We start from the raw sequence: 13,884 nt of genomic DNA, 5'->3' as shown, positions 1-13,884 counted from the left end.
TGGCCATTGTCATGATGCGGCTCAACGTATTCGAACCGCCGGCAACAAAGCCTGTTTCCAGGTTGGCGGCGGAATGGAACAGGATGGGAAGCCCCAGCTCCTTGGCCAAGTAACTGGCCAGCTTAGTCTTGCCGGTCCCCGCCGGACCACTGAACATCACATTGAAGGGCTTGCTNATGCCGTATTCGGCATACTCCGCGCGGCGCTGATATTGGTCCTTGATCTGTGCCACCTCGGCCTTGATGTCGTCCATGCCGACCAGATCGTCAATGGAACCGTGCACTTGCGCTGGCTCAATGAACTTGAGCGCCTTGAACTGCCCCCTCAGCTGGAAGTACAGAAAAACCAGCACGCCAAGCGTCAGCACAACAGATAGTGCACCACTGACGGCGGCCATCCAGCCGTCCTTCTCGGACTGCGGGCGGGCGTTGGAAAAGCGCTGGTCCAAAAGTTCAATCAATTCGAGGCTGCTGGGGCTGAGCTCGCCCCGCGCAATAAACACCAGCTTGCCGCCCCACGGTGCGGTGACGGCCTTGTCAGCGAAAATCTTGGTTTCCAAATCACTGGGATAATACGCATACTGCTTCCCCTGCGACTCGACCAGGATAATGCGCTCAGAGACGTTCCACATCAGCGGCTTGTAGATTACCGTTACGCGCGCGGTTGGGTTCGTTTCCAGAAAGCCGAGCACCGAGCCGGTACCGAACACCACGGATGACTTGTCGGGGAGCGTCCACGCTCCGTCACTCGCCTTTCCCGCACCGGCGATGCTCTTGAGCTGCTCGGTTGCGGTGGCCTGTTTCTGGATGAGGGTGAACGAATAAAGGGCGGTAGCCGGGATCAGGACGGCCATGAACAGCACTGTCAGCTTGACGCCCACCGACTGGATAACGAACCAATCCTGTAGCCGACTGGCAGTCTTCTTGACGGCGAGCCAGAAGCCTGTTGAGGCGGGCGGCTCATCGCTGGGTTTCGATTTATCTGACATAGAAGTATTCCGTGGGTGGGGTGCGACTCCATGCTCCTGAAACGGAACAGACGAATCATGATCGCTCTAGGGAGGCAGATCCTCAAAGAAACGCCCGCCCACCAGAATTAAATGAGAGAAATCGTGCAACTGGATTTCTCTGAACTGGTATAGGCGCCAAGGGAAAAACAGACGTGAGCATCCCTCTGCTTTTAGTATGTCAAAGGAGATGGATTATGCTACCCATTTTTCCCTTTTGCTGCTTCATGATCCATTCCTCCAGAAATTGCGGAGGCAACGACGCTTGATGGTTTTCCAGTCGAAATGACTGCTTTCTCTCGGGCGGCCAGCACAAGCCGGTAGAAGTAGGCTTGTCTGTATCCGTCTCTTTCGTCTGACGGTGAGCGCAGCCACCGCCTCGACGAATAGAACTACACGACTGCCTAAGCGCTATATCTTGCCCAACAGCAGCAGAATGATCAGGATCAGCACCACCAGCCCAATACCACCGCTCGGGCCATAACCCCAACTGCTGCTATGTGGCCAGGATGGAAGCACGCCAATCAGCAGTAGGACCAAGAGAATTAGTAAAATTGTTCCGATTGTCATTACATACCTCCTATGAGTGAATTGCGGCCATCGCGGCAGGAATCGCCGAGTGCTACGGGTTCATGCTACTCGGAGGACGGAAACTGTCTGTACGACAGCACACACGAAGCTCGCATTCTGTTCGCTGTCGATAAGTCTTGTCTCCAAACCAGGATTGAGCCACTTCGATGGCAAAACATTCCGGCCATCTGTTGAACCACCCTGCAATCGGTATAGCTCATCGCAATCTCAATATTCTCCAGTCATTTTTATCAACCGGAACTTGGCGGCAACAATTTAGAGATCCGAAACCTCAACGTCTGGACAGGAAAGTCCATGCTTTTCGGCGGAGTACATAAGACTAATAATTGCTAGATAGTAGTCACTAGAACGGCATTGGTGAGCTAGCAAAGTATTCAGTCCCCGCATGAATTTTCTAGGAGCAGCGGCAACACGGGTATCCGGCGAGGTATTACGAGTCCTCGCCGGATATCTAGGGTTCGTTTAGTTCGTCGTGCCGTAATAGGCGTGGACGCTCTTTTCCCAAGTTGAATCAGCCATGTTGGGCCATTTGTCGGAATCGAAACCCGGCGCATTCTTCAGGCGTTCTTCATCTGTATCCATGACAATGCGTTTATTTCCAGTATCAACCGCCAGAGCGCTCCATGGCACGGCAAAAAGCTTTTCGCCGATGCTGAGGAAGCCACCGAAGGACAGAACGGCGTAGCAAATTTTGCCACTTTCGATGTCCAGCATGAGTTCCTTGATGCTGCCGAGCTTTTCGCCTTTCGGGTTGTACACATCATCGCTGCTGAGCGAGCTGGCACTGAGGACTCTTGAGCCAAGGCTACCGGCATTGATTACAGCTGTGTTGGTCGTATCGTTCATTTGATGCTCCTGAAACGGGTTGATGGAGGCCGCACCGAAAAGACGATCCGGCAGGGTCCGGAGAGATTAGGCCGAGCACGTTCGCGAATCGGTGCGCTAGCACCCATATCGCACAACCCGGGCAAATGTTCGGAAGCCAACAGAGGCGCCAAAGGCTAGGCCCGAAAATAGGGTGTGTTGAATCGAATCCAGTTAGAGGAATAAGCAATGGTAAGGCGCTTGAAACAATCGGCCTGGAGCCGATCGCTCCAGGGCGTATTGAAGACAATGACACGGGCAGCAATGCACGTTGGAACCAAGGCTATCAAGAAGGGCTTGCGGGCCACTCCGCTCGTGCGCCAGCGTGTGACTGGCAAGAAGGTGATGGCGAAGTCGGCGAACTGGACAACGGGGCTCGCCATTGGCACGGCCGACCTTCGCCGCTATCGGCTGTATAAGCCGCCAAGTGTACGGTGCACCGAGAGTCTGCCCTTGCTGGTCATGTTGCATGGCTGCGGGCAGGATGCCGAAGCACTGGCCGCCAGCAGTCGGATGAACACCATCGCGGCCCGTGAGCGCTTTTTTGTGCTCTATCCCGAGCAGGATCGCCTGTCGAATGTGCATGGTTGCTGGAACTGGTACGACACCCGCACGGGCCGCGCACAAGCTGAAATGCATTCGATCAGCGCGGCCATCGAACAGATTTGCCGGACGCAGGCCGTCGACCGTGGCCGGCTTGCCTTGGCGGGGATTTCAGCGGGGGCCTGCATGGCCGTGTTGCTGGCCACTCAGCATCCCGAACGCTTTCGGGCCATCGCTATGCACTCGGGAATCGCCCCTGGCGTTGCTCACTCGTCAGCTGGTGCCATCAAGGCCATGTTCGGGAAAAACGTCACGATATCGCCTCTCCCTGCCATCCCGCCCAATGTCAGGCTGCCCGCATTGTTGGTCATTCATGGCACCTCTGACTACGTGGTGGCGCCGGGGAATGGCGCCGAAGCGGCCATGCGCTGGGGGGAGCGCGTCGGTGCCCGTGCGAGCAAGCCGCGCCGGGTGCAGCGAGGTACCCGATATGCCGCGATGATCACCGATTATCGAAATAGTGGCCGCCTGATTGCAACGCTCTGTGAAGTCGACCAGCTCGGTCACGCCTGGAGCGGCGGCGCCGCAGGGTATCCTTACAGCGATCCTAAAGGCCCGGATGCCTCACGGATGATCTGGTCTTTCATCGCCAGACAATTCACCAAGGCGGCTGACTAGCGTCACATCCTCCACCCGTAGATGACGGACCCTACTACTTCAATAGTGGACGCTCATTGAGTGCGGGGCGGAATGTCTCTTGTGGGTCCAGACTGTGCAAAAACGTAATGAAGAGCCGGATTTGCAATTTTCCGGGAGTTACTTTACCTCTCCCGCATGAACGATTGTTGCGTATGGGCCGTTTTAAAGGGTCGGTTTTTTGTCCCCTGGAATTCCACAGCGTTTTTACACGGCCTCGGTCGGTCTGAGTCGTTCAGTCCCACCGAAAACAGCCTTTCTGCACCATTGCCATCAAGTGGCCGCTGTTGGCTGCATTGCTGCCATTTTCTTGGTAACGACCGACTGTCGGCTTTAGCCGAGACACGGCCTGATGCCGACCGCATTAGACAGGTAGTCGGCCTATGCCTCCGTTGGTGACCCGGCTTAGTTAGGTCCGCAATAGGAAGATCAACAGTCGTAGGCTGGGAAGTTGTCCCGAATGATTTCTAACCCATAGGAGACGCTCGGCTAAGCTGAGCCTCAAGTATCAAGCGAACCAAAAATCACACTACTTCACCGATTACTTGACTCACCAGAGATCGGTAGTCGTATTCGTGCACATAGACCACCACCGACTCTCCCAGTGAACTCTAGAGCGCCGCCATGTGCTTGGCAGATTGCTGAAGCAATTGCAAGACCAAGCCCGCTGCCTCCAGAATGGCGAGCGCGTGAATCCTCTGCGCGCCAAAACCGGTCCACCATTCTCGGCAGTTGCTCTAGCGCTACACCCGGTCCGCGGTCACAGACACTGATCGTCACGTCGTTGCTCGAAGTACTGGCCTCAATCGATAGGCTCTTGCCGGAAGCAGCATAGCGGAGTGCGTTGTCGATCAAGACGGATAACACCTGTCCGATCCGATCACGATCTGCGCTGAGCGTTAGCTGCTCTGGAATGTTCACCTGAACCTTCATTTCGGCATTCTGTAATGGTTGTGCCAACCAAGTTAAACGCTCATCAACAAGATCACTGACCAGGATGTTGCTGAATTCCAGCATCAGTTTGTTGGCACGGGCCATAGAGAGCAGGTGTAAATCGCCGACCAAACGATTGATCTGCTCCAATTGACGATGCACCATCAACAGTTGATCGTCGGTGCGGGGAAATACATCGTCCAGCATTCCCTGCATGCGCCCCATGGCCGCATTAAGAGGCGTGCGCAGTTCGTGGGCAAGCATCGCACTCGACTCCCTCACTTCACGCTCATACTGCTGCAGCTGCGCAGTCATACTGTTGAAGTCCGTCGCAAAGCTAGCTAACTCATCCGGTGCTCCAGAGATCACTTTTGCACGTGCAGAGAAATCGCCGTCCCGGATCTGCCGGGCGGCTTGTGCCACACTGAAAAACTGCCGCGACAAGGGGCGTGAGGCGAGCAGCCCACACAGAATGATCAAAGGAATCGACCCAGCGACCAATGCAGCCAGCAGCAACCAGTCCCGATTGGCCAATCCAGGCAAGAAGTCAGCTACGTCATAGTAGTCCTCGAACAACTTCCACAGGTGCTGCTCGTTGCTATGCGGATCTTTGCGCAACTGCATCATTTCCTGCCGTGCGGTTGGCGGCAATTGTTTCAGCGTCTGCCAGTCCCAAATCGCAAAGCGTAGCCACATGGCAAAAACAATGGCGAGCACCGTGACCACAGCCAGTGCGCTCATCCGCAATCCAACCCACTGCCACAGAGGGGAATGTCTTTTTTTGCCGTGAGTGAATGCCGATTTCATCGGAAACGATAACCGATTGCTCGCACTGTCACCAGCACGCCGGTGATGTTTACACTCTCCAGTTTCCTGCGCAGGTTGTGTAAATGCGTATCAACGACGCGCTCCAATGCTTCACTTTCCGGAAGGCAAATCTCCAGAAGCTCGCTTCGCGTAAATGCTTTGAAGGGAGTCTCAAGCAGTGTCACCAAAATATTGAACTCAGTAGGAGTCAGGTCAAGTGGCACTACTTGCCCGTCCGGGTTGCGCACCGTAGCTAAGACCGCACCACGGTCAACTTCGAGTCGGTCGTATTGCAGCCGATCTTCCGTGCGACGCGCAGGTCTTGCGCGGCGCAAAACCGCATATACGCGAGCGAGAACCTCTTTGGGACTATAGGGTTTGACGATGTAGTCGTCGGCCCCATATCGAAGTGCCCCAAGTTTTTCCGGCTCATCCCCGATTGCTGTGACCATGATCACCGGGGTGTCGCCAGCTCGGCGGATTGCCGATAGTACCTCGGTGCCACTAAGCCTGGGCAGCATGATATCAAGCAGAACAAGATCTGGATGCCACTGCTGGTGCACCATGATTGCTTTCTCCCCATCCTCTGCGATGGCGACCTCGAATCCATCACGGCGCAAATAGGCTTCAAGAATGTTTGCACTGTCCACATCGTCTTCTACAACGAGAATTTTTTTCGAATAATTCATTTTGTTGGGGGTTGGGTCATGTGTCTTGATGAAATCTTGAAGAATCCTGAATGCCAGCTTGAAACAGCCTCCGTATCTTACGCAATCGAAATCCTCTCGATTGATAATCATGATTTTAGCATCCCTACACGAAGGTTGGCACGGCACTTGGTCTTACCATGCGATCCTGGCTCTGCTGATCCTGCTTCAGTTAGGGGGCTGCTCGCTAGCGCCTGTCTATGAGAATCCGCATTTCAAGGTTCCACAGACTCTGGGGGGAGCCAATCTCACGGTTGATACGCGCTCAGACACTACCAATGTGGCGCTGTCTCTGGAAGAACAGCGGTTTTTAGGCGACTTTTCGCCTAGATTTGATCTGGTGCCGCTGGTTACTCAAGCGCTGGTTCACAACCCCGATTTCCGTATTACTGTCTTGCAGGTACAGCAGGCCCGCGCTTACTACCAGATTGAACACTCACGGCAACTCCCGACACTGAGCGCCAACGCTCAAGGCGTACGGCAGAGTTACAGTGCGGTAGATATGCAAGAGCGCTACGGCCAAAAACTGGCAACTGTAGGTATTGGGATCAATGATTTCGAGTTGGATTTTTTCGGGAGGATGGCATCGCTATCCATTGCTGCACAGCAACGATATCTCGCCACTCGCTACGGACAGCAGGCCGCGCGTGGAGCGCTTATTGCCGAGTTGCTACGTGCCTATACATTAGAACGTGCAACCTTTCAAGCGCAGGCGTACTACAGCGCCATTATGGAGGACTGCGCGGCGCTGATGGCGTTTGCAAGTAGTCAACATGGCGTCGGCTTAATCTCTGATGACGAACTGAGTCGGCAACGTCGGCAAGCTGATCAAGCGCAAGTACGTGCCATGCAGGCAATTAGCGACCACGATGCCGCGCGCCGTGCCCTTCAGCTAATTGCGGGCTTTGAAGCGCCAATTGGCTACGGGACTCTCGAAGAGCTGCAGCCCAGTGACCACAATGACTGGGGGTTACGGGATTTGGAGTCTACCGTGCTGCTGCAGCGGCCAGATGTCCAGCAGGCCGAAGCCGAACTACGCGCACGCAATGCCGATATTGGCGCTGCACGCGCGGCATTTTTTCCAACAATTCGTTTGAGTACTTCTTTCGGCGGCGCAAGCGACAGCCTGCAGGGCTTGTTCGAGTCTGCAAGCCGGACATGGACTTTCATGCCGCAATTGACAATGCCAATCTTCGACTTCGGACGTAATCGAGCCAACCTTGATGTTGCGTACCTACGCAAGCAGGCGGGCATCGCCGACTACGAAAAGGCTATTGAGTCTGCATTCCGCGAAGTCGCTGATGCAATTGGTGTACGGCCAAGCCTACAGCAACAGGACCAACGTGAACAGACTAATTTGGGGCGTGAGCGGCTACGTATTGAGCGTATGGACAAGCGCGTCGCACTTGGCTTGCAAGATCGCACGGCACTGCTCGTTGAACGTATCAGCGTCGAGCAGATGGAGCTGGAATATCTTCAGGCCCGCCAGGCTCTGCTGCTTAACCGCATCGCGCTTTTCCGCGCGTTCTATGGTGTGCATTTGTCGCACGCTTCCTGACTCACCACTTCTTTAAGGGATGCTCTATATGAAACTATCAACCTACACACCCGTACTTGTTCTCGCGCTTCTGATGACGCCTCTCAGTGCAATTGCAGCCGATGGTGATTCTCACGCATCGGATGCGAGCACAAGTATATTCGGTGACAAGACGGATATCAGCATTGGCGTCAGTACGACGTTTGCACCTCGTTACTATGGCTCTTCTGACTATAGAGCACAGCTACTACCTGTATTGTCAGTGCAGCGCGGGATCTTCTTTCTAGACTCCACCCGTGGCACTGGGGTGCAGTTCGAAACCAAGAGCGGATTCTTTGCGAGTCAATCTATCTACTACGACCTTGGTCGCTTGGACAAGGATAGTGATATGCGTCCGGGCTCGAAAAAACTAGCCGGAATGGGGAACGTTCATGGGTCGATTACCACGCGCACCCAGCTCATGCAACAGATCACGCCATGGTTGGCAGCAGACGCAGAAGCCGAATTTGCTCTCAAGGAAGGGGCGCACCGCAATCGCTACCGCGTGAGTGCCAAGTTCACCTTGGCACATACCGAGAAAGACTTTATCGGCTTTGATCTGAACACGCACTTTGGTGACAGCCGGTTCAACCAGGCTTACTTCGGCGTAACCGACAAACAAAGCACCCAGACCCTGTTTCATCCCTATAAGACACATTCTGGCCTCTATGCCTATTCGGTAAGCCTCGGTTGGGATCACGCGATCACTTCACACTGGAATACGTCGTTGCAGGTTACGGGTATGCGCTATGCAGACAACGCAGGTGACAGTCCGATTGTAAAACGCCGCTCCTTCGCAACGGGCCTTGCCGCGGTGACCTACACGTTCTGACAGAATCCAACAGAGCCTTCGTCCATGAAATTGCATCTCACACTTCTTGTCTGCGTCTCCGCATTACTGACGACGACTTGGCTGACCGGCTGTAGCCGGAACTCCACGCCACCCCCTGAAACACCTCGGGTGGTCAAATTGGAGACTGTTGCCACAGATCGCAGTAACGCCACGACCCACTTCATTGCCCAAGTTCGTCAAGAGCAACGGGCCGAGCTGGGTTTCGAGACCAGTGGGCACATTGAGTCCATCCGTGTCGAGGTTGGTGATCAGGTACGCCAAGGCGAGGTTCTGGCACGCTTGGATCCGGAACCAGGCAAATTGCGCCTGGAGCAAGCTGAAGCCAATCTTGAAATCGCTGTTGCCGAGTTAAAGCAACAGCAGGCCCAGGCAAGCCAACAGCAGCACATGTTCGAAGACGGTGCTGTATCGGCAACCACGCTGACTAGTGTCAAGACCGCATTAGCCACCGCGCAGGCACGTTATCGTAGCGCACAGTCGGAACGGGAGTTGGCGCGACGTGGCGTACGTCAGATGGAGATTCGTGCCCCTTTTGGGGGGAGTGTGGTTGCCCGTCTGCAAATGCCTGACGCGAACATCGCGGCTGGGCAACCGGTGCTGCAACTGGAGGGAGAAAGGCATCCTCAAGTAATAGCACTGCTGCCATCGGATCTCGTGGCGCAGATGCATATTGGGCAGGAGGTTCATGCTTACCGCAGCAATATGTCCAATCAACCATTTCCCCTGCGGTTACGTAGTGTTGCTCAACATATAGACGGAGGCGCCACAGTACAAACCATCTTCGACAGTGCAGGCGCCGCCGCAACTGGGCTGCATAGTGGCGAGAACCTGCTGTTGGCACTTCCGCGCAGTGACGAAGACTCCTTGAGTGTGCCGTTGAGTGCTCTCGTGCCTGGAGCAAATAGTAGTAAGACGACAGTATTCGTGTATCAAAAAAATAACGCGACCGTCCATCAACGCCAAGTTATCACTGACAACATCGTAGATGACCGCGTACACATCCGCTTGGGTCTGAGTTCTGGTGAGCAGATCGTCGCTGCTGGCGCTGCTTTTCTTACCGATGGCCAGTCGGTTGTTCCCTTCAGCCCAGATACCCGCCTGACCAGCAACGCCACGCCATGAACCTAACCCGAGCTACCATCAATTCGAGCAGGCTAACCCTGTTTACTGCTGCGATGATCCTGATCGGCGGGATTATCACTTTTCTTGGATTCCCATCCCAGGAAGAACCTAGTGTAACGGTACGCGACGCAATGGTGCAGGTCGCATTCCCTGGCATGCCGACAGAGCGTGTCGAAGACATGATTGCGCGTCCGATCGAAGAGCGCCTGAGGGAAATCACTGGTATCAAAAAAGTTCTTACTACCGTTCGACCAGGCAGCGCGATCTTGCAATTGACCGCCAACGACAATGTTGAAGATATGTCCGCGCTGTGGCAACGCGTCCGCAATAAGGTTTCTGAGGCTGCCACTGAGCTGCCTCCAGGTACGCAGGGGCCTTTCGTCGACGATGATTTTGGCCGCGTCGCAATCGCTTCGATTGCTGTAACTGCTCCGGGCTTCGGTACCAGTGAGATGCGCGCGCCCTTGCGACAGATGCGTGCGCAATTGTATAGCGTTCCCGGGGTGGAGCGTGTCACCTTCCATGGGATGCAGGATGAGCGCATCTATATTTCTTTTGATCGTCTCCGGCTGAGCGGTGCTGGCCTCACTCCGGCTGCGGTGGCACAGCAGTTGCGCGCGCAGAACGTGGTCACTGCCGGAGGGCTAATTTCCGCTTCCGGGCTAGCAATGACCGTCACAACCTCGGGGGAGGTTCGCACACTGAGCGGATTGCGCGATACGCTCATTTCCATCAGCACCGCGAACGGCTCGCAACAAATCCCGCTGTCGCAATTGGCTCGAATCGAGTTGATGCCAACCGATCCACCGGAGAGCGCCGCCATCTACCAGGGCCAACCGGCGGTGGTGGTGGCGGTATCGATGGCTCCCGGCTATAACATCGAGCAAGTTGGCAAGGCTCTGCGCCAGAAGCTCGGGGAAACCGCCAAGATGTTGCCGCTCGGCTTTTCCCAGCACGTTGTTACTTTCCAAGCAGATGTGGTCGAGCGCGAAATGAGCAAGATGCACCACGTTATGGGAGAAACCGTGGTTATCGTGATGGCGGTAGTGATGCTGTTTCTGGGCTGGCGCACTGGCCTGATCGTCGGAGCGATTGTGCCGCTGACTATCCTCGGAACCCTAATTGTCATGCGTGCACTGAACGTGGAATTACAGATGGTTTCCATCGCAGCGATCATTCTTGCGCTTGGATTACTGGTGGACAATGGCATTGTCATTGCCGAAGACATCGAACGTCGCCTAGCCTCTGGCGAAGAACGCCGCCAAGCCTGCGAAAGTGCGGGCCGCACACTGGCAATCCCTTTGCTGACATCTTCGTTGGTCATCGTGCTGGCGTTTTCGCCCTTTTTCTTCGGCCATACCAGCACCAACGAATTCATGCGATCCCTGGCAATCGTATTGGCGGTGACTCTGCTTGGTTCCTGGATGCTCAGCATCACCGTAACCCCATTGCTATGTGTGTATTTCGCTCGCGCGCACGTCAATGCCGACCATTACGATTCCTGGCTATACCGATGCTACCGACGTATTATCGAACAGTTGCTTAAGCACAAGGTGCTTTTCCTGGGCTGCATGCTGATGCTATTGGTAGGCGCGGTGAGCATACTGGGCTCGATTCCCTACAGTTTTCTACCCAAGTCCGACCGCCTACAGTTTCAGATGTCCGTGACTTTGCAGCCCGGCGCCGATTCGCGCGAAACGCTGCGTACCGTACAATCAATCAGCGGCTGGCTGGCCGATCTCAAACGAAACCCCGAGATTGTCGACAGCATTGGCTACGTAGCCGACGGTGGCCCACGGATCGTGCTGGGACTCAACCCGCCACAGGCCGCTGCGAACATTGCCTATTTTACCGTCAGTGTTCGTCCCGGTACCGATATCGACGCCGTGATATCTCGCGTTCGTCAGCACATTCGTAATAATTATCCTGCTGTACGTGCCGAACCCAAGCGTTTCTCGCTGGGCTCGACTGAGTCCGGCGTGGCTGTCTATCGAGTTGTCGGGCCGGACGAAGTCCAGTTGCGCAACATAGCCGCTGGTATCGCTCAAGCGCTACGGCAGTTACCTGGCACCGTTGATGTTAGCGATGACTGGGAATCTCGCATTCCCCGCTACGAAGTTCTGGTTGACCAAGTCAAAGCACGCCGCGCGAGCGTGAGCAGCGATGACATTGCTCAAGCCCTGCAGTTACGCTACAGCGGGGTGGATGTTTCTGTGATCCGCGATAGTGGGGTCAATGTACCTATCGTAATTCGGGGCGCGGATGGAGAGCGCATCACAGCGCGTGATCCTGGGACAACTTTAATCTACCCGCAGGCTGGTGGAGTCCCTGTTCCGTTGTTGGCGATCGCCGACATCAAGTTATCATCAGAGCCGTCAGCTATTCAACGCCGTAACCTAAGCCGCACCATCACTATCACCGGACACAATCCGAACATGACCACGACCGAGGTTGTTGGTGCCCTGGCTGACAAGGTTGCCGCACTGCGCCTGCCACCAGGTTACCGTATCGAGATAGGGGGCGAACTGGAGGATTCTGCCGAGGCAAACCAAGCTCTGTTGCAATACATGCCACATGCCTTAGTTGCGATATTGCTGCTGTTCATCTGGCAATTCAACTCGTTCCGCAAGCTGTTGATCATCGTTATCAGTATTCCGTTCGTACTGATCGGAGCTGCACTCGCGCTGCTTGTCACCGGCTATCCGTTCGGTTTTATGGCTACCTTTGGCCTGCTCGCTTTGGCCGGCATTATCGTCAACAACGCGGTGCTATTACTAGAGCGTATCGCCGCTGAACTTGCCGATGGACAGAGTCGGCACGACGCAGTGATCGCGGCGGCAGTCAAGCGGCTGCGGCCAATTGTCATGACCAAGTTAACTTGCATCGTTGGACTTGTGCCACTGATGTTATTCGCGGGGCCTCTTTGGACTGGCATGGCGATTACTATGATTGGCGGCTTGGCGCTGGGTACGTTGGTAACTCTTGGCATTATCCCTACCTTGTACGACCTGCTATTTTGCGCTTCTGAACGCCCGCGCCTAATCGAAAGTTAATAGGGCTGGGGGTCCTAAAGGAGATAACGCGGAGGGGCATGAGGCAGACCCGAGCGTCTGTCCGGCCATGCAAAATTGCCACACGATTCACGGAGGCCGTGATGAAGATTCTGGCTTAAATCCAGGCGCTGGCGTTTAGACATGCAGGACGATAAGCTTTATGGCTATGACCAACTCGTCGTCGTCCAAAGCAGCCGATGACTGTATTTGAGGTGTGTGTGTCGACTCTTGATTACATCACAGCCGTCAACATTTAAAAACAGGACAAATACTGTGCTCATCCAGTGTGGCGGGAAGTCGAGGGGACCCTCATGCTACATTCTGTAGGCTTAAGAGTGTATTTTTTCGTCGATTTTTTATACATAAAACAGCAATTCGAGACAGTAAATAAACACATTCCAGATGGAATTTTTCACTGGACAAGCGATCTCTGCGCGAACTGCTGGTCTATTTTTTGCTTACCGAATACGCTAATTACTTGTTTCTGTGTCAGTAAATACATCTTTTGACCGAACGGCGCAATGGAGTTAGACGGACAACACGCTAGACCTTGCAGCAAGACAAGTACCCTACAAGTACTCATCTGCCTCATTATGGGGCACCCCCTATGTAAAATTTATGACGTATCTTTAGTAATAAATTGCCGCGTTAATTTTAGTGTTTACCACAGGAGATTTTTGCTCCATGAACAAGAAGCCCTTTTTATATTACTGTTAGTAAGTATCCCCCGGCAAAGCCGGGGGCTTTAGTTTGTTAGCCCCTCAAAGGGGCAGCTACATGCGCCGCCTGAAGGCGGCCGTCACATGCCCAACTTTAGTTGGTCGTAATGCTCGTCTTCCTTCTCTTGGTGTTGGATGTAGGCTCGAACCATCTCCTCGTCCAGCCCCACCGTTGAGACGAAATACCCTCTGGCCCAGAAACTCTCACCACCAAAGTTCCGGGTTCGCCCATTGAACCGANGCGCTATCGAGATGGCACTCTTGCCTTTGATGTAACCCACCACATTCGCCACCGAGTACTTCGGCGGTATGCTGATGCATATGTGAATGTGATCACTCATCAAGTGCCCTTCTAGAATCTTGCACTCCTTCTGACACGCCAACTCATGGAGCATGTGGCCTAGATGTTTGCGA

Annotated in this window: 11 protein-coding genes; 5 read left to right on the top strand and 6 right to left on the bottom strand. The window is 54.5% G+C overall.

The genetic code is table 11. The features are described 5' to 3' along the window. The 3 genes from B145_RS29665 to B145_RS0116065 all read right to left on the bottom strand — a co-directional run. Positions 1 to 157: AAA family ATPase (locus tag B145_RS29665; protein ID WP_425425599.1), on the bottom strand; the 157-nt coding region annotated here is incomplete at its 3' end. A gap of 1,260 nt (positions 158 to 1,417) precedes the next feature. Next, positions 1,418 to 1,576 carry a DUF3309 family protein gene (locus B145_RS28195; protein WP_018608664.1) on the bottom strand — a complete coding sequence of 53 codons (159 nt, stop codon included), beginning with the start codon at positions 1,574 to 1,576 and terminating at the stop codon, positions 1,418 to 1,420. A 483-nt stretch (positions 1,577 to 2,059) separates the two neighbouring features. After that, positions 2,060 to 2,443 (bottom strand): PRC-barrel domain-containing protein, encoded by a 384-nt coding sequence (locus B145_RS0116065; protein WP_018608663.1) that lies wholly within the window; start codon positions 2,441 to 2,443, stop codon positions 2,060 to 2,062. Between the two features lie 282 nt (positions 2,444 to 2,725). Here B145_RS0116065 and B145_RS0116060 point away from each other — a divergent pair, with 282 nt between their 5' ends. Continuing rightward, positions 2,726 to 3,682, top strand: a complete 957-nt coding sequence (locus B145_RS0116060; protein ID WP_245541880.1) for an extracellular catalytic domain type 1 short-chain-length polyhydroxyalkanoate depolymerase — start codon at positions 2,726 to 2,728, stop codon at positions 3,680 to 3,682. Positions 3,683 to 4,234: 552 nt separating this feature from the next. On the opposite strand, the gene B145_RS0116055 is transcribed toward B145_RS0116060, so the two are convergent. Beyond that, a complete protein-coding gene (locus B145_RS0116055) occupies positions 4,235 to 5,374 on the bottom strand; it encodes a sensor histidine kinase (RefSeq protein WP_018608661.1) in 1,140 nt (379 codons plus the stop codon). Positions 5,375 to 5,436: 62 nt separating this feature from the next. Beyond that, positions 5,437 to 6,240 (bottom strand): response regulator, encoded by an 804-nt coding sequence (locus B145_RS0116050; protein ID WP_018608660.1) that lies wholly within the window; start codon positions 6,238 to 6,240, stop codon positions 5,437 to 5,439. Here B145_RS0116050 and B145_RS0116045 point away from each other — a divergent pair. From B145_RS0116045 to B145_RS0116030, 4 genes are read left to right on the top strand one after another with little or no spacing between them, the layout of a single operon-like run. After that, entirely contained in the window at positions 6,239 to 7,705 is a 1,467-nt protein-coding gene (locus B145_RS0116045) for an efflux transporter outer membrane subunit (protein ID WP_018608659.1), read from the top strand. The two genes, B145_RS0116050 and B145_RS0116045, sit on opposite strands and share 2 nt — an antisense overlap. Before the next feature lie 28 nt (positions 7,706 to 7,733). After that, a complete protein-coding gene (locus tag B145_RS0116040; protein ID WP_018608658.1) occupies positions 7,734 to 8,555 on the top strand; it encodes a MipA/OmpV family protein in 822 nt (273 codons plus the stop codon). Positions 8,556 to 8,579: 24 nt separating this feature from the next. Next, a complete protein-coding gene (locus tag B145_RS0116035) occupies positions 8,580 to 9,698 on the top strand; it encodes an efflux RND transporter periplasmic adaptor subunit (RefSeq protein WP_026259199.1) in 1,119 nt (372 codons plus the stop codon). Continuing rightward, positions 9,695 to 12,751: an efflux RND transporter permease subunit gene (locus B145_RS0116030; protein WP_026259198.1), complete on the top strand. Its 3,057-nt coding sequence runs from the start codon at positions 9,695 to 9,697 to the stop codon at positions 12,749 to 12,751. Before B145_RS0116035 ends, B145_RS0116030 begins: the two co-directional genes overlap by 4 nt. Before the next feature lie 799 nt (positions 12,752 to 13,550). Here the strand turns inward: B145_RS0116030 and tnpA are convergent. Further along, a partial coding sequence (gene tnpA, locus B145_RS0116025) for an IS200/IS605 family transposase (RefSeq protein WP_018608131.1) occupies positions 13,551 to 13,884 on the bottom strand: 334 nt, incomplete at its 5' end.

The sequence above is a fragment of the Uliginosibacterium gangwonense DSM 18521 genome, from assembly GCF_000373965.1.
GTDB lineage: Bacteria > Pseudomonadota > Gammaproteobacteria > Burkholderiales > Rhodocyclaceae > Uliginosibacterium > Uliginosibacterium gangwonense.
Note: the sequence above shows the minus strand (reverse complement) of the source record. Positions and strands in the feature narration are given on the sequence as shown.